19 protein-coding genes, 1 pseudogene and 1 riboswitch are annotated in these 21355 nt (G+C 74.0%); of the genes and pseudogenes, 14 read left to right on the top strand and 6 right to left on the bottom strand.

Annotated features, from left to right (window positions below; genetic code table 11):
* Both AC067J_RS21315 and AC067J_RS21320 read right to left on the bottom strand, forming a co-directional pair.
* Window positions 1–194, bottom strand: a pseudogene (locus tag AC067J_RS21315) (N-acetylglucosamine-6-phosphate deacetylase); the annotation flags it as partial.
* Window positions 191–1138, bottom strand: a complete 948-nt coding sequence (locus AC067J_RS21320) for an ROK family protein (protein ID WP_478301423.1) — start codon at window positions 1136–1138, stop codon at window positions 191–193. The pseudogene AC067J_RS21315 and the gene AC067J_RS21320, both read right to left, overlap by 4 nt.
* A 365-nt stretch (window positions 1139–1503) precedes the next feature.
* On the opposite strand from AC067J_RS21320, the gene AC067J_RS21325 reads away from it, so the two are divergent.
* From AC067J_RS21325 to otsB, 3 genes are all read left to right on the top strand, one after another.
* Window positions 1504–2745, top strand: coding sequence for an extracellular solute-binding protein (locus AC067J_RS21325; protein WP_478301425.1), 1242 nt, complete (start codon window positions 1504–1506; stop codon window positions 2743–2745).
* Between the two features lie 10 nt (window positions 2746–2755).
* Entirely contained in the window at window positions 2756–2989 is a 234-nt protein-coding gene (locus AC067J_RS21330; RefSeq protein ID WP_327679814.1) for a DUF3263 domain-containing protein, read from the top strand.
* A gap of 72 nt (window positions 2990–3061) precedes the next feature.
* Window positions 3062–3904, top strand: coding sequence for a trehalose-phosphatase (gene otsB, locus AC067J_RS21335; RefSeq protein ID WP_478301427.1), 843 nt, complete (start codon window positions 3062–3064; stop codon window positions 3902–3904).
* On the opposite strand, the gene AC067J_RS21340 is transcribed toward otsB, so the two are convergent.
* The gene (locus AC067J_RS21340; protein ID WP_478301429.1) at window positions 3888–5357 is read right to left on the bottom strand and encodes an alpha,alpha-trehalose-phosphate synthase (UDP-forming); all 1470 of its coding nucleotides are present in this window, start codon (window positions 5355–5357) and stop codon (window positions 3888–3890) included. The two genes, otsB and AC067J_RS21340, sit on opposite strands and share 17 nt — an antisense overlap.
* Before the next feature lie 38 nt (window positions 5358–5395).
* A complete protein-coding gene (locus tag AC067J_RS21345; RefSeq protein WP_478301431.1) occupies window positions 5396–6427 on the bottom strand; it encodes a glucosyl-3-phosphoglycerate synthase in 1032 nt (343 codons plus the stop codon).
* 149 nt (window positions 6428–6576) lie between these two features.
* Window positions 6577–6711, top strand: a riboswitch (SAM riboswitch).
* A gap of 17 nt (window positions 6712–6728) precedes the next feature.
* Between AC067J_RS21345 and thrC the strand changes: the two genes are divergently transcribed.
* The 7 genes from thrC (at window position 6729) to AC067J_RS21380 (ending at window position 15457) form a co-directional block, all read left to right on the top strand.
* Window positions 6729–8012 (top strand): threonine synthase, encoded by a 1284-nt coding sequence (thrC, locus tag AC067J_RS21350; RefSeq protein WP_478301433.1) that lies wholly within the window; start codon window positions 6729–6731, stop codon window positions 8010–8012.
* A 125-nt stretch (window positions 8013–8137) separates the two neighbouring features.
* On the top strand, window positions 8138–8416 hold the full coding sequence (locus tag AC067J_RS21355) for a ubiquitin-like small modifier protein 1 (protein WP_478301435.1): 279 nt from the start codon (window positions 8138–8140) through the stop codon (window positions 8414–8416).
* 564 nt (window positions 8417–8980) lie between these two features.
* Entirely contained in the window at window positions 8981–9184 is a 204-nt protein-coding gene (locus tag AC067J_RS21360; protein WP_030289665.1) for a cold-shock protein, read from the top strand.
* A 359-nt stretch (window positions 9185–9543) separates the two neighbouring features.
* Complete coding sequence (gene groL / locus AC067J_RS21365; protein WP_327679825.1) at window positions 9544–11163, top strand: chaperonin GroEL; 1620 nt, start codon at window positions 9544–9546, stop codon at window positions 11161–11163.
* A 132-nt stretch (window positions 11164–11295) separates the two neighbouring features.
* Window positions 11296–11655 (top strand): hypothetical protein, encoded by a 360-nt coding sequence (locus AC067J_RS21370; RefSeq protein WP_478301437.1) that lies wholly within the window; start codon window positions 11296–11298, stop codon window positions 11653–11655.
* Between the two features lie 314 nt (window positions 11656–11969).
* A complete protein-coding gene (locus AC067J_RS21375; RefSeq protein WP_478301439.1) occupies window positions 11970–12722 on the top strand; it encodes an ABC transporter ATP-binding protein in 753 nt (250 codons plus the stop codon).
* Entirely contained in the window at window positions 12719–15457 is a 2739-nt protein-coding gene (locus AC067J_RS21380) for an FtsX-like permease family protein (protein ID WP_478301441.1), read from the top strand. The genes AC067J_RS21375 and AC067J_RS21380 overlap by 4 nt, the downstream gene beginning before the upstream one ends.
* Before the next feature lie 150 nt (window positions 15458–15607).
* Here the strand turns inward: AC067J_RS21380 and AC067J_RS21385 are convergent, their stop codons facing one another.
* A complete protein-coding gene (locus AC067J_RS21385; RefSeq protein ID WP_478301442.1) occupies window positions 15608–16246 on the bottom strand; it encodes an HD domain-containing protein in 639 nt (212 codons plus the stop codon).
* An 83-nt stretch (window positions 16247–16329) separates the two neighbouring features.
* Here AC067J_RS21385 and AC067J_RS21390 point away from each other — a divergent pair, with 83 nt between their 5' ends.
* From AC067J_RS21390 to AC067J_RS21400, 3 genes are all read left to right on the top strand, one after another.
* A complete protein-coding gene (locus AC067J_RS21390) occupies window positions 16330–16719 on the top strand; it encodes a PadR family transcriptional regulator (RefSeq protein ID WP_478301444.1) in 390 nt (129 codons plus the stop codon).
* Window positions 16716–17684: a hypothetical protein gene (locus AC067J_RS21395; RefSeq protein WP_478301446.1), complete on the top strand. Its 969-nt coding sequence runs from the start codon at window positions 16716–16718 to the stop codon at window positions 17682–17684. The genes AC067J_RS21390 and AC067J_RS21395 overlap by 4 nt, the downstream gene beginning before the upstream one ends.
* 272 nt (window positions 17685–17956) lie before the next feature.
* Window positions 17957–18643, top strand: a complete 687-nt coding sequence (locus AC067J_RS21400; protein WP_478301447.1) for a copper homeostasis protein CutC — start codon at window positions 17957–17959, stop codon at window positions 18641–18643.
* 167 nt (window positions 18644–18810) lie between these two features.
* Here the strand turns inward: AC067J_RS21400 and AC067J_RS21405 are convergent, their stop codons facing one another.
* Window positions 18811–20862 (bottom strand): HelD family protein, encoded by a 2052-nt coding sequence (locus tag AC067J_RS21405; RefSeq protein WP_478301449.1) that lies wholly within the window; start codon window positions 20860–20862, stop codon window positions 18811–18813.
* Window positions 20863–21151: 289 nt separating this feature from the next.
* Here AC067J_RS21405 and AC067J_RS21410 point away from each other — a divergent pair, with 289 nt between their 5' ends.
* The gene (locus AC067J_RS21410; RefSeq protein ID WP_478301451.1) at window positions 21152–21343 is read left to right on the top strand and encodes a hypothetical protein; all 192 of its coding nucleotides are present in this window, start codon (window positions 21152–21154) and stop codon (window positions 21341–21343) included.
* Window positions 21344–21355 lie beyond the last annotated feature (12 nt).

Here is a 21355-nt window from a genome sequence, read left to right on the forward strand (position 1 = left end):
TCGACGAAGCCGGGGACGACGGTGTACCCGGTCAGGTCGAGGTCGCCGGCCGTGGTGGCGCCGCCGACACCGGCGATCCGGGAGCCCTCGACGGCTAGGCGGTCGCCCTCGACGACACCGCCGGGCAGGACCAGCCGGGCACCGGCCAGTGCGGTACGCCGCGGCAGGGCCGCAGATTGATTCCGCGCGGTCACGCGGTCACCTCCATGGAGAGCAGATCCCAGGCGAGCAGGCCCGCGCCCAGGGACGCGGCGGTGTCTTTGAGCATGGCCGGTACGACCTCGGGGGGCATCTGGAAGGTCAGACGCTCGGTGACCGCGGCGCGCAGCGGGGTGAACAGGGTGTCCCCGGCCTCGGCGAGCCCTCCGCCGACGATCACCGTGGACGGGTCGAGCAGGCTCTGGGCGAGCACGATGCCGTCGGCCAGGGCCTCCACGGCGCGCTGCCAGACCGCGACCGCGCGGGCGTCCCCGGCGTCCACCGCGACGGCGCAGGATGCCGCGTCGGCGTCGGGGTCGCCCACGGCCTCGGCCCAGGCCCGGGAGACGGCGGAGGCGGAGGCGAGGGTCTCCAGGCAGCCGCGGGCGCCGCAGCCGCAGGCGGGGCCGCCGGGGCGGACCACCACGTGGCCGATCTCGCCGCCGTAGCCGTGGGCTCCGGCCTCGATCCGGCCGCCGATGCCGATGGCGCCGGCGATGCCGGTGCCGAGGGCGATGAAGAGGAAGCGCTCGACGCCCCGCCCGGCACCGAGCCGGCCCTCGGCGAGGCCCCCGGACCGCACGTCGTGGCCGAGGGCGACCGGCATCGCGCCGCCGTCCGACCCGGCCAGGCGATCCCCCAGCAGCTTGCGCAGCGGGAGGTCGCGCCAGCCGAGGTTGGCGGAGAAGACCGCGATGCCGTTCTTCTCGTCGATCGTCCCGGGGACGGCGACTCCCGCCGCCAGTGGGGCGACGCCGAAGCGGCTGCGGCCCTCGTCCGCCAGGTCGGCGGCGAAGTCGAGGATGGCGGCGACCACGGCGTCCGTGCCGTGCTCCCGCCCGGTCGGGCGTCGTGCTTCGAACAGCACGGAGCCGTCCTGGGCGAGCAACGCGGCTTTCATGCCGGTGCCGCCTACATCGAGTGCGATGACGTGCTTCACGGGGGACAGTTTCCCTTGGGGGGTCGGAGAGGTCTAGTCCAGTTGTCGGATTGGTCTGGTCCAACGGAGTGAGCTTTGTCGCAGAAGCGTGCGGTGTGCGGCACTTTGCACGAGCCCCGGCGGGGCTCCCGGAGGCGGGTTCGGCAGGTCGGGAGGCCCGATTCGTTGCGCATCGTGCAACGACCTCCGCACTTCGATAACTACCCGGCGCGGACCGGCCGGAGGTGTGGACCACCGAGTGGCGGGTTTGGCACCCTTGCCGCCTCCCCCCGGCCGGATCCCCCCGATCCGGTCCGTCGCTCCCCCAAGACTCCCCCTCGAAGGCGGTACCCGCGTTGGACAGGCGCGCCCAGGTCCCCACCCGGTTGTCCGGCATCGCACTGGCCGGAGCAATGGTGCTCACCGGCTGCGGCGGCCAGGACGACGGTCCGGTCACCCTCCGGCTGATCGCGGCCGACTACGGCGAGAGCACGGAGACCGGCTCCAAGCTCTACTGGGACGACGTCGCCCGCCGCTTCGAGGGCGCCAACCCCGGCATCAAGGTGGACGTCCAGGTGGAGAGCTGGACCGACATCGGCAAGAAGGTCGACGACCTGGTCAAGAGCGGCAAGTCGCCCGACCTGCTGCAGACCGGCGGCTTCGCCGACCAGGCCGCCGCCGACCGGCTGTACACCGCCTCGGACGTGCTCTCGCTGGAGACCCAGGCCAACATCATGGAGTCGTTCTCGCACGCCGGGCAGGTGCTCGGCACGCAGTACGGCATCCCGTTCGTCTCCTCCTCCCGGGTGCTCTTCTACAACAAGGCGATCTTCCAGAAGGCCGGCGTCGACAAGCCGCCGACCACCTGGAACGAGCTCAAGCAGGCCGCCGAGAAGATCAAGGCCAAGGTGCCGGGCGTCACGCCGTACGGGCTGCCGCTCGGACCCGAGGAGGCGCCGGCCGAGTCGATGCTGTGGACGCTCAGCGGCGGCGGCAGCCTCTCCGACGACGTCGGCAACTACACCATCGACAGCAACCAGAACCAGGCGACCTTCAACTGGCTCAGGACCAACCTGGTCGCCACCGGTCTGACCTACCCCGAACCCGGCAAGATGAACCGCACCCCGGTGTTCACCGACTTCGCGGCCGGGAAGGTCGCGATGCTCAACGGGCACCCGACGCTGCTGCGGATGGCCGCCAAGGGCAAGATCGACTTCGGTACGGCGGCGATCCCGAAGAAGGACGGCCTGGCGAAGACCGGCAGCCTCGGGGTGGCCGACTGGATGATGGCGTTCAAGGCCAACGGGCACCGGAACGAGATCAAGAAGTTCCTCTCCTTCGTCTACACCAAGGACAACCAGCTCAAGTTCGACGAGACGTACAACCTGCTGCCGGTCACCCAGGACGCCTTCGACGCGATCAGCAGGGACCCCAAGCACGAGGGCCTGAAGCAGTTCGCGGCCGGGCTCGGCAACGCGAGCTTCTACCCGTTCGGCGACCCGGCCTGGGCCGAGGTCTCCAACCGGATCAAGGCCGGGATCGGGGCGGCCGCGACCGCCGACCCCAAGCCGGTCCTGGAGGAGCTGCAGCAGACGGCCGTCAAGGAGGCGGCCCGGGTCCGCAAGTAGGCTGGCCGGCATGGGCGCGGGTGAGCTGGACGAGCGGGACCGGGCGGTGCTGGAGCTGGAGGGCCGCTCGTGGCGGACGGCCGGCGCCAAGGAGCGGGCCGTCCGGGAGGAGCTCGGGCTCTCCAGCACCCGGTACTACCAGCTGCTGAACGCACTGCTCGACCGGCCGGAGGCGCTGGCGCACGCGCCGGTGCTGGTGAACCGCCTCCGGCGGGTCAGGGACGCCCGGCGCGCGGCCCGGTAGCCCGCACCGGCCCGGGCGCCGGCCGCGCGCTCCGACGGGTGACCCCCGCCCGGCCTGGGTACGGTGCCTGGCATGGGCCTTGCTGACATTGCGCGACCGCTGACGGACGACGGGCGAGCGGGCCTCGCGGCGCTGCTCGCCGAACCGCGGGCGGCGGTGGTCGCCCTGGACTTCGACGGGACGCTGGCACCGATCGTGGCCGACCCGAGCCGCGCCCGGGCGCACCCGGGCGTGGTGGACGCGCTGCGCGGCGTGGTGCCGCACGTCGGGGCGGTCGTCGTGGTGACCGGGCGCCCGGCCGGGCTGGCCGTGGAGTACGGCGGCTTCGCCGAGGTCGGCGGGGTCGTGGTGCTCGGGCACTACGGGGCGGAGCGCTGGGAGGACGGCGAGCTGACCGCGCCGCCCGTGCACCCCGGGGTGGCCGCGGTGCGGGCGGCGCTGCCCGGCGTCCTGGCGGCGGCCGGGGCCCCGGACGGGACGTGGGTGGAGGACAAGGGCCGGTCGGTGGCCGTGCACACCCGGCGGACGGCCGAGCCGGCCGCCGCGTTCGAGCTGCTGCGGGAGCCGGTCGGCGCGCTCGCGGCCGGGCACGGGCTGGTGGTGGAGCCGGGCCGGCTGGTGCTGGAACTGCGGCCGCCGGGGGTCGACAAGGGCGCGGCGCTGGAGGGGTTCCTGCGGGAGCGGTCCGCCCGCTCCGTGCTGTACGCGGGCGACGACCTGGGCGACGTGGCCGCCTTCGCGGCGGTGGAGGAGCTGCGCGGGCAGGGCCTGGCCGGGCTGCTGGTCTGCAGCGGCGCGGTGGGGGACGCGCCGGTGCGGGAGCTCGCCGACCGGGCGGACCTGGTGGTCCCGGGCCCGGCCGGCGTGGTGGAACTGCTGGCGGCGCTGGGGGAGGAGCTCAGCTCAGCGCGTTGAGCTGGTCGAGGAACCACTGCTGGGGCGGGAGCGCGGTCGCCGCGTCGGCGAGCCGCTTGGTGCGGTCGGCGCGCTCGCCGGCCGGCATGGTGAGCCCGGCGTGCAGCGCCTCGGCGGTGGCGACCACGTCGTACGGGTTGACGGTCAGCGCGTCGTCACCGAGCTCGGCGTGGGCGCCGGCCTCGCGGGACAGGACGAGGGCGCAGCCGTCGTCGGAGACCACCGGGACCTCCTTGGCGACCAGGTTCATGCCGTCCCGGATCGGGTTGACCAGGGCGACGTCGGCCAGCCGGTAGGCGGCCAGCGAGCGCGGGAAGTCGTCGTCGACGTGCAGGATCAGCGGCTGCCAGCCGGGGGTGGCGAACTCCTCGTTGATCTCCTCGGCGAGCGCCCGCACCCGGGCGGTGTAGGCGCGGTACTCGGCGAGGTCGGTGCGCGACGGGTAGGCGAAGGCGATGTGGACCACCCGGTCGCGCCACTCGGGGCGGGTGCGCAGCAGGTGCCGGTAGGCCTGGAAGCCGCGGACGATGTTCTTGCTCAGCTCGGTGCGGTCGACCCGGACGACGGTCCGGCGGTCGCCGACGGCGGCGCGCAGGGTGGCGAGGCGCTCGTCGACGTCCGGGCGGTGGGCGCGCTCGCGCAGGAAGCCGGCGTCGGCGCCGAGGCCGTGGACACCGAGGCGGGTGGTGCGGCCCCCGTGCGTGACGGTGAGGGCGTCGCGGTCGACGGCGGCGCCGAGGACGCTCTCGCAGCAGTCGGCGAAGGCGAGCGCCCAGCGGCGGGTGAGGAAGCCGGCCCGGTCGGCGCCGAGGATGCCGGAGAGGACGGTCTCGGCGATGTCGTCGGGCAGCAGCCGGAAGTACTCGGGCGGCGCCCAGGGGGTGTGCGAGAAGTGGCCGATCCGCAGGTCGGGGCGGGCGGCCCGGAGCAGCGCCGGGGTCAGCGAGAGGTGGTAGTCCTGGACCAGGACGGCGGCGCCGGGGGCGGCCTCGGTGGCGAGGGCCCCGGCGAAGGCGGCGTTGTACGCGGTGTAGGCCTGCCACTCGGTGCGGAAGCCGGCGTCGAAGGCGGGTGCGGTCGGGGTGTCGTACAGCAGGTGGTGGATGAACCAGAGGGTCGAGTTGGCGACGCCGTTGTAGGCCCGGGCGAAGGTCTCCGGGTCTATGTCCAGCATCCGGACGGCCTGGCCGCCGACGTCGTGGCCGACCCGGTCGAGGCGGCCGTCGGGGGCCTCCCGGGCCGCCCGGCGGTCGGCGTCGGAGAGGGCGGCGCAGACCCAGACGGCGTCCGGGTCGTCGATGGCGGAGAGGCCGGAGACCAGGCCGCCGCCCCCTCTGCGGAGGGTCAGCGTGCCGTCGTCCGCGGTGCCGAACGACACCGGTCCCCGGTTGGACGCCACCAGGACGGGGGCGGTGCCGGTCGGATTCGAACGTTCGGTCGTGAGATCGCCCATGGTTGGTTGGTTGCCGGGGGGTCCGGGCCGCAAACCCTTCATCGTCGGGTGGCGTATTCGGGGACGGTGTGCATCGGGGGGCGTTCGGTGGCGGTGACCGGGTGGGTGTGCGCGGTGAAGGCGCGGGTCTCCGGGTCGCGGGTGAACTGGGTGAGCAGCGGGTGGACCAGGTCGGCGGAGGCCTTGAGCCGGTGGGTGCGGTCGAGCCGTTCGAGGGCGGTGCGGTAGATGGTGGCGGCCATCCGGCCGAGGGCTTGGCCGTCCTGGTGGCGGTGGTGGCGGACGCCGACGTCCACCTGGGCGAGCGCGTCGAGCCCGGCCGTCTCCAGGGCGTCGACCAGCAGGCCGAGTTCGACGCCGTAGCCGGTGGGGAAGGGCAGGCGTTCGAGCAGTGAGCGGCGGGCCGCGTACTCGCCGCCGAGGGGCTGGACGAAACCGGCGAGTTCCGGCCAGTGCAGGTTGAGCAGCGGACGGGCGACCAGTTCGGTGACCCGGCCGCCGCCGGACGGGATGACGGCGACGTCGCCCGTGGCGGAGTCGCCCGGTCCGACGGCGAGCGGGCGGTCGTACATGGCCTTGACCAGCTGGATGTGGGCGTCGGTGAGCAGCGGGCCGACGATGCCGGAGACCAGGGCGGGGTCGAACTCGCGCAGGTCGGCGTCGACGAAGCAGACGATCTCGCCGCGGGTGACCAGCAGCGAGCGCCAGAGCACCTCGCCCTTGCCGGGGGCGGCGGGCAGCCGGGGGAGGATCGCGTCGCGGTGGAACACGGTGGCCCCGGCGTCGGCGGCCACCGCGGCGGTGGCGTCGGAGGACCCGGAGTCGACCACGACCAGTTCGTCGACCAGCGGCAGCCGTTCCACCAGCTCGCGGCGGATGGTGCGGACGATGTCGCCGACGGTGGCCTCCTCGTCCAGGGCGGGGAGGACGACGCTGACCGTGCCGGCCGGGCCCAGGGCGCGCTTGGCCGCCAGCAGGACGTCCACCGGACGGTCGGCCGCGCTCCACGAGCGCCGGCGGAGCCAGGACGCCGTCTCGGGGAGGAGCTCGGGGATCGGTTCGGCGGGCACGGTTCTCTCCTCGGCGGGGACGGATGGGACGGGTCATCTCGCGTGGCGGACGGACCCGTTCAGGGTTGACGCCTTCGGATACAGTCTTCGTACAGCGGTCGGACCTTCGCACGCCGGGGTCTCCGCTGAGCACGACCACAACTTCACAGAGCTCATCCAGAGGGACTGAGGGAACGGCCCGTTGACGTCCCGGCAACCTTCTCGCGCGGCTGTCGTCACAGGCCCCGGCGGGACAGGTGCCAATTCCGGCCTGTGGCGCGCCCGCGTCACGGGGAAGATGAGGAGAGAGGCCTCCGCCATCATGGCTATCGACACTGCCGCCGCACCCGTCACCGTTGACCTCGGCCCCGCCGCCGCGCTGTCCTGTCGCGAGTGCGGCACCCGGTTCCCGCTCGGCCCCAGCTTCGCCTGTGTGGAGTGTTTCGGCCCGCTGGAGATCGCCTACGAGTTCGGCAGCGAGGGCGCGGAGGAGCTGCGCAAGCGCATCGAGGCCGGTCCGGCGTCGATCTGGCGGTACGCGCCGCTGCTGCCGGTGCCGGCCGACGTCGCCACCAAGCCGAACCTGAACCCGGGGTGGACCCCGCTGGTGAAGGCCGACAACCTGGGCCGCGAGCTCGGGTTCACCGCCCAGCTGCACGTCAAGGACGACTCGGGCAACCCGACGCACTCCTTCAAGGACCGCGTGGTGGCCTGCGCGATCGAGGCGGCGCGGGCCTTCGGCTACACCACCCTGTCCTGCTCGTCGACCGGCAACCTGGCCGGCGCGGTGGGCGCGGCCGCGGCCCGGGCCGGCTTCAAGTCCTGCGTGTTCATCCCGCACGACCTGGAGCAGGGCAAGGTCGTCATGGCCGGGGTGTACGGCGGCGAGCTGGTCGGCATCGAGGGCAACTACGACGACGTGAACCGCTTCTGCTCGGAGCTGATCGGCGACCCGGCCGGCGAGGGCTGGGGCTTCGTCAACGTCAACCTGCGGCCGTACTACGGCGAGGGCTCCAAGACGCTGGCGTACGAGATCTGCGAGCAGCTCGGCTGGCGGCTGCCGGAGCAGATCGTGATCCCGATCGCCTCGGGCTCGCAGCTGACCAAGATCGACAAGGGGCTGCAGGAGCTGATCAAGCTGGGCCTGGTCGAGGACCGGCCGTACCGGATCTTCGGCGCCCAGGCGGCGGGCTGCTCGCCGGTGTCGGCGGCGTTCAAGGCCGGCCACGACGTGATCCGGCCGGTCAAGCCCGACACCATCGCCAAGTCGCTGGCGATCGGCAACCCGGCCGACGGCCCGTACGTGCTCGACATCGCCCGGCGCACCGGCGGCGCGGTGGAGGACGTGACGGACGAGGAGGTCGTGGCGGCGATCCGGCTGCTGGCCCGCACCGAGGGCGTCTTCGCCGAGACCGCGGGCGGGGTGACCGTCGGCGTGCTCAAGAAGCTGGTCGAGACCGGGCAGCTGGACCCGTCGAAGGAGACCGTCGCGATCAACACCGGCGACGGCCTCAAGACGCTGGACGCCGTCTCGGAGGCCGGCATGACCGCCGTGATCCGGCCGACGCTGGCGTCGTTCCGGGACGCCGGCCTCGCGTCCGCCTGACCGGCCCGGCCGTCCGCCCCGACGGGCCCCGGTGCCGGCACCGCCGGCCCGCCCCGTCACGGCTCCCCGCCAGCCCCCAGCCCCAGCCCCGCCAGCCCCCGCCCCCGCATCGAGGAGAAGACCCCATGAGCGCCAACGTCCGCATCCCGACCATCCTGCGCACCTACACCGGCGGCGCCAGCGAGGTTTCCGCCGAGGGCGGCACCCTGGGTGACGTCATCGCCGACCTGGAGAAGAACCACGCCGGGATCGCCGCGCGGATCCTGGACGACACCGGCAAGCTGCGCCGTTTCGTGAACGTCTACGTGAACGACGACGACGTGCGGTTCGCCGAGGGCCTGGCGACGGAGATCAAGGACGGCGCGAGCGTCTCGATCATTCCGGCGGTGGCCGGCGGCTGCTGAGCGCCTTTTCGCCGTTCCCGGCCGTCCGCAGCACGGAATTCCGTGCCGCGGACGGCCGGTCGTATTTTGGCGGGAATATTTTCTGTCCCGGTCGGAGTAAAGTGTCGCTGGACCGGGAACAGAGCCGCCCCCTCCCCGCTCTCCCCGTGACCGGGTCCGCCCGCACCCGTACCGCCGCCGACCGTCCGGTCGTTGAGACCGGCGACCGGCCCGCGGCGGGGAAACATGTCAGGCCGGTGTCAGAATTCTGGAGTGGATTTCGGGCATTCCGTCCGCTATGTCCGGGAGGAAAGGCGGCTTTCCTCCCGATTGCTCCCGTACTGTCCCTTGATCACACCGGGGAATTCCCAACCGTTGACCCTGTTGCAGAGGGCGTCGATCCGGATACATTCAGCCGCGGTCGACGCAATCGCCCGTTCGCCGGATACCGTCCGGCGGCGTCGGGGGGATTGTGGCGTGCACGGCTGCGCCCAGGGGGGGTTCCCCGGGCCGGCCTCCAACCAGACCCGGGCCCGCAGACCTGCGGGCGCGTGAAGGGCCAGCACAGCACTAGGGGAGTTCGGAATGGCTCAGGGCACCGTCAAGTGGTTCAACGCGGAGAAGGGCTACGGCTTCATCGCGGTCGACGGTGGTGCGGACGTCTTCGTCCACTACAGCGCGATCCAGATGGACGGCTACCGCACCCTTGAGGAGGGCCAGCGGGTCGAGTTCGAGATCTCTCAGGGGCAGAAGGGCCCGCAGGCGGACATGGTCCGCGCGGCGGTCTGACCTTTTCGACACCCAGGAGTTCGGCTCGGCCCATCGGCTGGTGCACCTCTCGCTTCACGGCGGGCCCGTACGGCACGTGTCGTACGGGCCCGTCGGCGTGTCCGGACGCGGTCGCGGGGCCGTCCGGCGCGGCGCGCGGAGAGGCCCGGCAGGGCTCGCGGATCGCCGATTGGGCTTGCACTCGCCCACCCAGAGTGCTAATCATTGGCGTTAGCACTCACAGCTTGAGAGTGATAAGCGGACCGGGTCGGTGAGGCCCCAGGGAGCGGTAGGGGAATGGGACCCCCGCACACCAGGGCCGTCCGTCGCGGGCACCCCTTGGTCCGAGCAGTCGACCGTGTCCCGGAGGACCACTTCAGATGGCCAAGATCATCGCCTTTGATGAGGAAGCTCGCCGCGGCCTTGAGCGTGGCATGAACCAGCTCGCCGACGCGGTGAAGGTCACGCTCGGCCCCAAGGGTCGCAACGTCGTTCTGGAGAAGAAGTGGGGCGCCCCCACCATCACCAACGACGGTGTCTCCATCGCCAAGGAGATCGAGCTCGAGGACCCGTACGAGAAGATCGGTGCGGAGCTCGTCAAGGAGGTCGCCAAGAAGACCGACGACGTCGCGGGTGACGGCACCACCACCGCCACCGTGCTGGCCCAGGCGCTCGTCCGCGAGGGTCTGCGCAACGTCGCCGCCGGCGCCAACCCGATGGCCCTGAAGCGTGGTATCGAGAAGGCCGTCGTCGCCGTCTCCGACCAGCTCCTGGCCCAGGCCAAGGACGTGGAGACCAAGGAGCAGATCGCCTCCACCGCCTCCATCTCGGCCGCCGACACCCAGATCGGCGAGCTCATCGCCGAGGCCATGGACAAGGTCGGCAAGGAAGGCGTCATCACCGTCGAGGAGAGCAACACCTTCGGTCTGGAGCTTGAGCTCACCGAGGGCATGCGCTTCGACAAGGGCTACATCTCGGCCTACTTCGCCACCGACCTGGAGCGCATGGAGGCCGTCTTCGACGAGCCGTACATCCTGATCGCCAACTCCAAGATCGGCTCGGTCAAGGACCTGCTCCCGCTGCTGGAGAAGGTCATGCAGAGCGGCAAGCCGCTGGTCATCATCGCCGAGGACGTCGAGGCCGAGGCCCTGTCGACCCTGGTCGTGAACAAGATCAAGGGCACCTTCAAGTCCGTCGCCGTCAAGGCCCCGGGCTTCGGTGACCGCCGCAAGGCCATGCTGCAGGACATCGCCATCCTCACCGGCGGCACCGTGATCGCCGAGGAGGTGGGCCTGAAGCTGGAGAGCGCCGGCCTCGACCTGCTGGGCACCGCCCGCAAGGTGGTCATCACCAAGGACGAGACGACCATCGTCGACGGTGGCGGCGACGGCGAGCAGGTCGCCGGCCGCGTGAGCCAGATCCGTGTCGAGATCGAGAACAGCGACTCGGACTACGACCGCGAGAAGCTCCAGGAGCGCCTCGCCAAGCTGGCCGGCGGCGTGGCCGTCATCAAGGCCGGCGCGGCGACCGAGGTCGAGCTCAAGGAGCGCAAGCACCGTATCGAGGACGCGGTGCGCAACGCCAAGGCCGCCGTCGAGGAGGGCATCGTCGCCGGTGGTGGCGTCGCCCTGCTGCAGGCCGCGGTCGCGTTCGACAAGCTGGAGCTGGAGGGCGACGAGGCCACCGGTGCCAACATCGTCAAGATCGCGCTGGAGGCCCCGATCAAGCAGATCGCGGCCAACGCCGGTCTCGAGGGTGGCGTCGTGGTGGAGAAGGTGCGCAACCTCCCCGCCGGCCACGGCCTGAACGCCGCGACCAACGAGTACGTCGACCTGATCGCCGAGGGCATCATCGACCCGGCCAAGGTCACCCGGTCCGCGCTGCAGAACGCCGCCTCCATCGCGGCGCTCTTCCTCACCACCGAGGCCGTCATCGCCGACAAGCCGGAGAAGGCTGCGGCCGCCGGCGGCGGCATGCCGGGCGGTGACATGGACTTCTGATCCATCCGGATCGGACGGTTCCTCGTTCGCACGGGCGGTTCCCTTCGGGGGGCCGCCCGTGCGGCGTTGTCGCGGCGTTGTGCGGTGTTGCGGGCGGGCGGGAGAGCGCCCGCCGTTTGGGAGAATGGGCTGATGGCTTCGACTGACGACATCGAGACGGCGCTGCACACCGCACGGGCGCTGATCCTGGCCGACCTGACCGCACGGGACGTGGCGGACGCCGCCGTGGTGTCGCTGGTCGAGCAGGCCGTGACGCACCGGCGCTGGTGGCTGGAGCAGTGGCCGGACGGCACCGAGTACGTGCTCGGGCTGGTCGCCCAGGACGTCCAGGACGCGCTGCTGGAGAACTACGGGCGCTGGCCGCTCTGCGCCGAGTGCGCGGCCGACGGCGATCCGCACGCGCTCGGCGTGGAGCCCGAGCTGGGGCCGGAGCCGCACTGGGTCTGCGGCAAGCAGGGCGCGGTGGTGGCGCCCGTCGGGCAGCTCGCCTGACGCTCCGCCCGCCCCGGGGTTCCGTTCGGCTCCCTTCACCTCCGGATTCCGTCGCTCCCTGTCATCGGCTGCTTGCCCACTGCTCCCTCCTGTCTCCGGTCTCCGTCTTCGCCGCCGTCGCGCCTCCGGGCGCGGCGGCGGCTTTTCGCTGGTGGGGGCCCGTTTCGCCGGTCGCTGTCGCGCATCTGCATATGTAGTCTATCGACTTATGCCGGATACTTGAGTCATCCCCCCGGATGGAGGTATACATACTCGGTATGTAGGGCGTCGGTGGCCGCGAGGCCGCCCGCCCCCGCGAAACGAGGGGGAGAAGCATGTCCCAGTCAGATCCGACCCGGCCCGTCCTGCACCTGCGGAAGGTCATCCGGGTGCACGGGCAGGGAGCGGCCCAGGTGTACGCGCTGCGCGGCGTCGAGCTGGCCGTCCACCCGGGCGAGTTCGTCGCCGTGATGGGGCCCTCGGGCTCGGGCAAGTCCACCCTGCTCACCCTGGCCGGGGGGCTCGACCGGCCCACCGGCGGGCAGGTGCTGGTCGAGGGCGTCGAACTCGGCGGTCTGAACCGGACCGGGCTCGCCGCCCTCCGCCGCCGCTCGATCGGCTACGTGTTCCAGGACTACAACCTGATACCGGCCCTCACCGCCGCGGAGAACATCGCACTGCCCCGGGAGCTGGACGGCACCTCCGGCCGGGTCGCCCGCCGCGAGGCGCTGGCCGCGCTGACCGAACTGGGCATCGCCGAGCTGGCCGACCGCTTCCCCGAGGAGATGTCCGGCGGCCAGCAGCAGCGCGTCGCCATCGCCCGCGCCCTCGTCGGCGACCGCCGCCTCGTCCTCGCCGACGAACCCACCGGCGCCCTCGACTCCGCCACCGGCGACGCCGTCCTCGCGGTGCTGCGCGCCCGCTGCGACGCCGGTGCGGCCGCCATGATGGTCACCCACGAACCCCGGCACGCCGTCTGGGCCGACCGCGTGGTCTTCCTGCACGACGGCCGGATCGTCGACGAGAGCATCGGCCGGGACGCCGAGACCCTGATGCTGCTCTCCGGCCGGAACGGGGCCCGCCGATGAGGCTCTCCGCCCTCCGCGTCGCGCTGCGCATCGCCCGTCGTGACGCCCTGCGCGCCAAGGGCCGCAGCGCCCTCGTCGTCGCCATGATCGCGCTGCCCGTCCTCGGCGTCACCGGCGCCGACGTGGTCTACCGCAGCGGCCAGCTCACCCCCTCCGAGCGGGTCGAGCGGGTGATGGGCGGGAGCGACGCGCTGATCACCGCCCACCGGCCGGGCCGCTCCGTCGAACAGGCCCCGTTCGCCGAGGACGGCGTCCGGGTGCTGGTCGCCGCCGAGGGAGCCGCCGCCGAGCAGCAGCGGGCCGCCGGGACCGCCCCGGCCACCCTGGTCGCCGAACTGCTGCCGCACGGCGCCGTCCTCCTGCCGGCCACCCCCGGGCCCGAGGTGAGCGCCTCGACCCGGGAGGGCCTGTTCACCACCGCGACCGCCGAGGCCGACCTGACCACGCCGGTCTGGTCCGGCCGGCTCGACCTGGTCGACGGCCGGGCACCGGCCGCGCCGCACGAGGCCGCCGTCACCCGGGCCTTCCTCGACGAGGCGGGGCTGCGGCTCGGCGACTCCACCACGCTCAAGGGCCTGGACGCGCCGTTCACCCTGACCGGCGTGGTCGAGCACCCGGGGGACCTCGGCAAGGTGGAGCTGGTCGGCCGGCCCGGCGAGGTGATCGCCCCGCTGGCGGCGCTCGCGCCCAAGGCCCCCGGGCTGACCGGCCCGGTCACCGACGAGGGCGCCCCGCCCGAGCAGTGGCTGGTACGGCTGCCCGCGGGCGAGCGGCTCGACTGGGCCGAGGTCCAGCAGTTCAACCGGTACGGCTTCACCGTCACCTCCCGGGCCGTCGCCCTCGACCCGCCCGCCGCGTCCGCGGTCCCGTACCGGCAGAACGGCTGGGCGGACACCGCACCCGCCGCCGACAACCGGACCGTCGTGCTCGTCACCGTCGTCGGGATGGCGCTGCTGGAGGTCGCGCTGCTGGCCGGCCCCGCGTTCGCCGTGGGCGCCCGCCGCTCGCGCCGCCAGCTCGCCCTGATCGGCGCCGCCGGCGGGCACCGCGGCCACGTCCGCGCCGTCGTCCTCGGCGCCGGGCTGGTGCTCGGGCTCGTCGGCGCCGCCCTCGGCATCGGACTCGGCACCGGGCTGGTCGCCGCCGTGCGGCCGTGGGCCGAGGAGGCGGGCGGCAGCCGCTTCGGGCACTTCGCGCTCGCCCCGCTCGACCTGCTGGCGATCGCCGGCGTGGGTGTCCTCACCGCGCTGCTGGCCGCCGTGCTGCCGGCCGTCCAGGCCGCCCGCCGCGACGTGGTGGCCGGCCTCACCGGCCGGGACACCGCCACCGCCCCCAGCCGCTGGGCCCCGGTCCTGGGTCTGGTGCTGGTCGGCACCGGCGCGGCCGTCGCGCTGTACGGCGTCGGCACCTACGAGAGCGGCGGCATGCCGGTGGTCGGGAGCTTCAGCGCCCGCACGCTCTCGGTGCTCGCCGGCGCCGCCACCGCCGAACTGGGCCTGCTGCTCTTCACCCCGATGCTGATCGCCCTGTTCGGCAGGCTGGCCCGCCGGCTGCCGCTCGGGCCCCGGCTCGCCCTGCGCGACTCGGCCCGCCACCGCGGCCGGACCGCGCCGGCCGTGGCCGCCGTGCTGGCCGCCGTCGCCGGGGCCGTCGCCGTCGGCGTCTACACCACCGGCACCGACGCGCAGGACCGCGCCGACTACCGGCCGGAGGCCCCGATCGGCGCCGTCGTGGTCGACGCCGCCCTCAAGCCGGACAGCCCGCAGCTGCCCCGGCTGCGCACCGCCGTCGAGCAGGACCTGCCGGGCCTCGGCGCCCGCGCCGACGTCAACGAGGTCGTCTACGTCTTCTGCCCGGAGTGCTCCTCCAGCGTCCTGCCCAAGGGGCCGGGCCGGTCCGAGCCGGGCAGGGCCAGGGCGCGGACGCTGGCCGGCGACGCGGCCGTCCTGCACAACCTGTTCGGACTGCACGACCGGACCGCCGAGGAGGCGCTGGCGGCCGGCCGGACGGTCGTCTTCGACCCCGCCTACGTGCGCGACGGCCGGGTCGTGCTGACGATGCAGGGCGGTGCCGGGGGACCGGTCCAGCCCGGGCAGGTGCCGCAGCAGGAGCAGCGGGAGGTCGGCGTCGAGGCCGTCCTGGTCGACAACCCGGAGGCCGCCCGCTTCGGGGCGGTGCTGATGAGCGCCGAGGCGGTGCGGAAGGCCGGTCTCGACGCCCGCCCCGCGGGGTCGGTCTGGCTGCCGGAGACCGCACCCACCCCGAAGGAGCAGCAGCGGGCCGAGGCGACCGTGGCGCGGATCGTCCCGTTCGCCCAGCTCCGGGTGGAGCGCGGCTACCAGCCGAAGGGCGACCTGAACACCCTGGCGCTCACCGGGTTCGCCGCCGTCGTGGTGCTCGGTGCCGCCGCCGTGGCCACCGGGCTCGCCGCGGCCGACTCGCGCAACGACCAGGCCACGCTGGCCGCGGTCGGCGCACCGCCGCGGATCCGGCGGGTGCAGGCCGGGCTGCAGTGCGCGCTGATCGCGGCGATCGGGGCGGTGCTCGGCACGGTCAGCGGGTTCGTGCCCGCGATGGGGCTGCTCCGGGCGCACGGCGCCGGGCACTCGGCGGCGCCGTTCGCCGCGCCGTGGGGGGTGATCCTGCTGGTCACGGTGGTGCTGCCGGTGGTGGCGGGGCTGGGTGCGGCCGCGTTCACCCGGGGGAGCCTGCCGCTGGCGCGGCGGGCGGGGTGACGGGCGGCGCCCCGGCGCCCCGGGCCGGTGGCTCCACTGGCTCCACCGGCTCCGTCGGCTCCGCCGCGACGGGCTCGGCTGCTTCGGCGGCCGGGCCCGTTCCGGGTTTCGGGCCCGGGGGCCGTCGGGGTCGTCGGGGCCCGGGAAGGCTCAGGTGAGGTCGGCGAGCTCGGCGGTCAGGTTGGCACGGGCGGGGGCGTCGAACCGCTCGTGCGCGGTGGGCGTGCGGTAGAGCGCGGGGAGCGCGAGCAGCCGGCGGAGCACGGCCGCGCGCCCGGCGCGGAAGTCCGGCTCGGGGACGAACGCGTACTCCTCCCGGACGGCGGCCGCGTACGCCGCGTAGGCCTCCGCCGTGCCGCCGAGGACGGCGAGGTCGGCGTCGCAGAGCACCTCGCCGTCGCGGTCGCCGGGCTCGGGGCGGTGGGTGACGGTGAGCCGGACCAGCCGGGCGACCTCGTCGACCCGTGCGGCGGGGAGTCCGGCCCCGGCGAGCGCCCGGACGGCGAGGGCGGCGCTGCGCTCCTCGTTCTCGGACCGGTCCGGGCGGTAGACGGCGTCGTGGAACCAGGCCGCCAGCCGGACGGCGTCCGGGTCGGCGGCGTGCCCGGCGAGCGCGTCCACGTGCGCCAGGACCGCGCGTAGGTGGCCGGTGGAGTGGTACCGGCGCTGCGGCTCGGCCCAGCGGCGCAGCAGCTCCCGGCCGGCCGGTTCGGGGTCGTCGGCGGTGCCGCAGCGGCGGAGCAGGGCGGTCCAGGCGGCGAGGAGGTCCGGGTCGGGCGCGTCGGGCATGGGGTCATTCTGTCCGGGACTCACCCGGATCGGTGATCGATTCCTCTGGACTGGATATGCCGGTGGACGGTATATGTAGTTCCATGACAGAACGGGCCATGCAGGAGCCGACGCTGCTTCTGCTCACCGCGCTCGCCGATGCCCCCAGGCACGGCTACGCGCTCATCCAGGAGATCGCCGCGATTTCCGACGGCCGGGTCAAGATGCGCACCGGCACGTTGTACGGCGCGCTCGACCGGCTGCTCCAGCAGGGCCTGATCGAGGTCGCTGCCGAGGAGATCGTCGACGGCCGCGCCCGCCGCACCTACGCGCTCACCGAGGGCGGCCGGGGCGCGCTGGGCACCGAGGCGGAACGCCTGCGGTCCGTCGCCGAGGAGGCACAGCGGCGACTCGCGGCCGTCCGGCCGGCCGCCGTCCGTCCGTCCGGGACCGCGCGCCCGGCGTTCCTGAGGGTCAGGGGGGCCTTCGCATGACCCATCAGACCTTTCCCGGATTCCTGGCGGAGCCGGTGGCGTTCCGCGCCGCGCTCCGGCTCTACCCGGCCCGCTACCGGCGGGAGCGCGGGGACGAGCTGTCCGCCGTCTTCGCCGACAGCACGGCCGAGTCGGGGACGCTGGCCACCGCCCGCGAGGCGGTCGACCTCGGGGCGTACGGCCTGCGCATGCGCGCCGGGCTGACCGCCTCCTCTGTCGCGGGGCGGCTGCTCGCGGTGGCCGCGCCGCTGATCGCCGGGGCGATCGCCGGGCTCGGGGTCGCGCAGGCCCTGGGCAGCCGGTTCGGCTCCCACCGGGTCGGGCTGCTGACGATGCCGGACCGGCTCACCCACGTCCCCGGCTTCCTCGCCTCCGTCGGGGAGATGCTCGTCCCGCTGCTGCTGGTCGCCTTCGTGCTGGCGGGCCGCTGGCAGGCGGCCCGGGTGACGGCGCTGGTCGTGGCCCTCGCCGGGGTGCTGCGGCTGGTGGAGGCGGCCGGGGTCTCGAACGACGGGTGGAGCCTCTTCCTGGAGTCCAGCTCGGCGACGCCGCAGCTGGTGTCCGGTGCGCTCTTCGCGCTCGCACCGCAGGAACTGCTGGAGCGGCCGACCTGGCGGAGCCGGGCCGTGGTGCTGGCCTCGATGGTCGGGGGCGGACTGGTCCTGCTGGCCGAGGACTTCTACAGCTCCTTCGCGCTGATGGACCGGCCGACGTCGCTGCTGCTGCTGGGCGTCCCGCTGCTCGCGCTGCTCGGCGTGGCGCGGGGGTGGCTGGTGCCGGCGGCGATGGGGCTGACGGTGCTGGCGCTGAGCGCGGAGTTCAGCCTGTTCCGGCTCTGGCAGACGTCCGGCGGGATGTGGCGGCTGCTGCCGCTGCTGGGCGGCGCCCTGGTGGTGCTGCTGGTGCTCGGCCGACTGCTCGGCCGGGGTGGAGCCGGGGCGGGAGGTGGCCGGAGCCTCGCATGAGTTCGCTCGGAACCGTCGGGGACGGTGCGGGCCCGACGGGGTCCGAGTGAACCCGTCGGTGCGGGGACGGCCGGGGCTTCGCCGCCCCTGAACGGCCGGACGACCGGTTGTGGGACCGGTCGGCCGGCCGTTCGGTCTGTCCGGGGCGGGGTTCGGGTCCGGGCTCGGGGCCCGGGCCGGACGCGGGGGCGGGCGCGGGGGCGGGCGGGCCGGTCCTCCGGGTGGCTGCACGGGGCTCGCCGGGGGCTGTCCGATGTGGCAGGCTATCTGATATGTCTAGACCAATTTTCGAAGTCATCGCGCTGACGCCCCAGGACGCCCAGGCCGCCGAGTCGGGCGGCGCCGACCGGCTCGAACTGGTCACGGACATGGCCGCCGACGGGCTGACCCCGTCGGCCGAGGACTTCGCCAAGATCCGCGAGGCCGTGGAGCTGCCGCTGCGCGTCATGCTGCGCATCCGGGACGGCTTCGCGCCCGGCGACCTGGACGAGCTGCGCGCCCGGGCCGCCGCCCTCCGGGCCGAGGGCGCCGAGGAGTTCGTCTTCGGCTTCCTCGACGCCGACGGCAACGTCGACCTCGCCGCCACCGAGGCGGTCGCCGACGCGGTGGCCGGCTGCCGCTGGACCTTCCACCGGGCGATCGACCACAGCGCCGACCGGGCCGCGGTCCGCGCGGCCGTCGGCGCGCTGCCCGGGCTCGACACCTTCCTCACCTCCGGCGCGGCCGGTGGCGTGGACGCGGGGCGGGACGTCCTGCTGGCCGAGCTGGCCCGGGCCGGCGAGCCCGGTCACACCCAGCGGATCCTGATCGGCGGCGGCCTGCGCGCCGAGCACCTGCCCGGGCTGCGGGCGGCCGGCTTCGACGCCTTCCACGTCGGCGGCGCGGTGCGGGTCGACGGGTGGCAGTCGCCGGTGGACGCGTCCAAGGTCGCCGAGTGGCGGGCGCTGATCGACGGCTGAGCACGGCCGGAGCCGGGGCCGGCCCTTCCCGGGGCCGGCCCCCCGCCGTGGCAGCCGTGGCAGCCGTGGCAGCCGTGGCTTCACGGTCCGCCGTTGATGTCATGCGGTCCGTCGTTCGTCGTCCGCGGACCGCCGTTGACGTCATGCGGTCCGCCGTCCGCCGGGCGTCAGCGCAGCTGGTCGGGCAGCGGCTCCGAGTGCAGCACCTCCAGGCCCGAGACGGCACGGGTCAGCGCCACGTACAGCCGCCGCAGGCCGGTCCGCTCGTCCGGCTCGCCGGCGATCACCGCGGCCGGCTCGTCGAGCACCACGTAGTCGTACTCCAGGCCCTTGGCCAGCGAGGCCGGGACGAGCGTCAGCCGGGCGTCCGCACTGGTCTCGGTGCCCGGGGCGAGGTGCGGCAGGCCCGCCGCCGCCAGCGCCTCCGCGAGCAGCGGGATGTGCGCGTCGGCCGCGATCAGGCCGGTCGACCCCTCGTTCCCCAGCGCCCGGCGGCAGGCCTCGACCACGGCCTCCGTCCTGCCCTCCCCGCCGACGTGACGGACGGTCAGGGATCCCGGGGCCTCACGGACCGAGCCGGCCGGGGCCAGGCCGGGGGCGATCGCCGGCAGCAGCCGGGAGGCGTAGGAGATGACCTCCTCCGGTACCCGGAAGCCCTTGGTCAGCTCCTCGATGTGGGCGGCGGGCTTGCCCAGGTGGTGCAGGGCCTCCGGCCAACTCGCCGTCGCCCAGGGGGTGGTGCCCTGCGCGAGGTCGCCGAGCACGGTCGCCGAGCCGGTGGTGCAGCGGCGGCCGACCGCGCGGTACTGCATCGGCGAGAGGTCCTGCGCCTCGTCCAGCACCACGTGGCCGAGCGAGGGCGTGCGCTGCACCAGGTCCATCGCCTCGTCGACGAGGACGGCGTCGGCGGCCGTCCAGCGGGCGGTCTTCACCGAGCGGCCCGGCTTCGGCCAGAGCACGGCCGCCTGCTCCTCGGCGGTCAGCACGCCGTCCGCGCACGCGGCCAGGAACTCCGGCTCGGAGAGCAGCCGCAGCACCAGCTTCGCCGGGTCGACCAGCGGCCAGCACTCCTTGACCACCGCCTTCACCGCGGCGTTGCGGGCCACCGCGTCCTGCACCCGGTCGTCCGGGGCCTCGCCGCCCTGCTCCATCTTCAGCAGCACGGCGTGCGCGATCCGCTGCGGCAGGGCGTCCCTGGCGGCGCCGTACCGGATGTCGCGGCCCTTCAGCTCCTCGATGATCTCGACCAGCTCGTACACCGGGACGCGCCAGCGGCGGGAGCCGCGGACCACCACGCAGGGCTCGGTGGGCAGGGCGATGCCGGCCCGGACCGCCCGGCGCAGCACCTCGGCCATCCGGGCGTCGCCCTTCAGTCGGGCCGCCCCGGCGGACTCCTCGCCCCGTACCTCGACGTGCCCGACCAGCTGCTGCACGGTCGCCTGCGCGACGTCCAGCTCGCCGAGCGCGGGCAGGACCTGCTCGATGTAGGAGAGGAAGGCGCTGTTCGGGCCGATCACCAGCGTGCCGGTCCGGGCGAGCCGCTCGCGGTGCGCGTACAGCAGGTACGCCACGCGGTGCAGGCCGACGGCGGTCTTCCCGGTGCCGGGCGCCCCCTGCACGCAGAGGGTGCCGGAGATGTCGGCGCGGACGATCTCGTCCTGCTCCGGCTGGATGGTGGCCACGATGTCGCGCATCGGGCCGACGCGGGGCTTCTCGATCTCGGCGGCCAGCAGGGCGGAGGAGGTGTCGTGCTCCGCCGGGTCGGTGAGGTGCTCGTCCTCGTACGCGGTCAGCTCGCCGCCGGTGTAGCCGAACCGGCGGCGCCGTTCGACGTCCAGCGGATCGGTCCGGCTGGCCCGGTAGAACGGCTGGGAGACCGGCGCGCGCCAGTCGATCACCATCGGGTCGCCGTCGGCGTCGTGCACGTGCCGGCGGCCGATGTAGAAGCTCTCGCCGCCGGAGCCCTCGGACAGCTCCTCGCTGATCGCGTGGAGGTAGTCGAGGCGGCCGAAGAACAGCGGGGTGTGCGAGAGGTCGGCCAGGGCGGCGATCCGGGCCTCGATCTGGTTCTGGAGCACGATGGCGGTGACCCAGGTGCCGGTGACGTCGCGGATGTCCAGCGACTCGACGTCCTCGCGCATCGCGCGCAGCGCGGCCCGGGATGCGGCCAGGTGGTCACGCTCGCGCTGCAGGGGGTCGGTGGTGGGGGTGGCGGGCACAGCGAACCTTTCCGGCTGCCCCGGACGCGGGCGCAGCGGATCGTAGGAGCTCACGGTGGGTACGGTCGACCGGTTGCCGAACGGTCGACGCCTCCCCCGGCTGCCTGCGCGACTACAGCAGGTACCACGGTGCGGGAGGGGGCAGACGGACGATCCTAGTCCGCTCGGCCCCCGGGTTCCAGCCCCTCAGCCCCTCGGGGCTCCCGTACTCCTGGAGGACGACCTCCGTCCTGTCGGATACGGCCTTTGGGGTGATGTGCCCGGGGTGTCCGGAACCTACCGTTGAAGCATGAGCACCGTACACGTCACGGCGCCCCGAGTGCCGTCCCAGAAGTCCACCGCCCGCCCCGCCGGCGCCACCGCGACCGGCACCCCCGGCCGCCGTCGCAGCCCCCTCGCCACCGCCGTCCGCAACGTCGGCATCGCCCTCGACACCGCCGCGCGCGTGGTCCTCCTCGGGCGCGACGGCGTCAAGTACTGAGCAAAGTGCAAC

The sequence above is a fragment of the Kitasatospora sp. NPDC042419 genome, from assembly GCF_056437345.1.

Excerpts from the sequence above, each read along its gene's own strand:
- AC067J_RS21400 (WP_478301447.1), top strand. The coding sequence starts at position 17,957 with ATGTCTAGACCAATTTTCGAAGTCATCGCGCTGACGCCCCAGGACGCC.
- AC067J_RS21380 (WP_478301441.1), top strand. The coding sequence starts at position 12,719 with ATGAGGCTCTCCGCCCTCCGCGTCGCGCTGCGCATCGCCCGTCGTGAC.
- AC067J_RS21410 (WP_478301451.1), top strand. The coding sequence starts at position 21,152 with ATGAGCACCGTACACGTCACGGCGCCCCGAGTGCCGTCCCAGAAGTCC.
- AC067J_RS21360 (WP_030289665.1), top strand. The coding sequence starts at position 8,981 with ATGGCTCAGGGCACCGTCAAGTGGTTCAACGCGGAGAAGGGCTACGGC.
- AC067J_RS21370 (WP_478301437.1), top strand. The coding sequence starts at position 11,296 with ATGGCTTCGACTGACGACATCGAGACGGCGCTGCACACCGCACGGGCG.
- groL (WP_327679825.1), top strand. The coding sequence starts at position 9,544 with ATGGCCAAGATCATCGCCTTTGATGAGGAAGCTCGCCGCGGCCTTGAG.
- AC067J_RS21385 (WP_478301442.1), bottom strand. The coding sequence starts at position 16,246 with ATGCCCGACGCGCCCGACCCGGACCTCCTCGCCGCCTGGACCGCCCTG.
- AC067J_RS21395 (WP_478301446.1), top strand. The coding sequence starts at position 16,716 with ATGACCCATCAGACCTTTCCCGGATTCCTGGCGGAGCCGGTGGCGTTC.
- AC067J_RS21355 (WP_478301435.1), top strand. The coding sequence starts at position 8,138 with ATGAGCGCCAACGTCCGCATCCCGACCATCCTGCGCACCTACACCGGC.
- otsB (WP_478301427.1), top strand. The coding sequence starts at position 3,062 with ATGGGCCTTGCTGACATTGCGCGACCGCTGACGGACGACGGGCGAGCG.
- AC067J_RS21390 (WP_478301444.1), top strand. The coding sequence starts at position 16,330 with ATGACAGAACGGGCCATGCAGGAGCCGACGCTGCTTCTGCTCACCGCG.
- AC067J_RS21340 (WP_478301429.1), bottom strand. The coding sequence starts at position 5,357 with ATGGGCGATCTCACGACCGAACGTTCGAATCCGACCGGCACCGCCCCC.
- AC067J_RS21375 (WP_478301439.1), top strand. The coding sequence starts at position 11,970 with ATGTCCCAGTCAGATCCGACCCGGCCCGTCCTGCACCTGCGGAAGGTC.
- AC067J_RS21330 (WP_327679814.1), top strand. The coding sequence starts at position 2,756 with ATGGGCGCGGGTGAGCTGGACGAGCGGGACCGGGCGGTGCTGGAGCTG.
- thrC (WP_478301433.1), top strand. The coding sequence starts at position 6,729 with ATGGCTATCGACACTGCCGCCGCACCCGTCACCGTTGACCTCGGCCCC.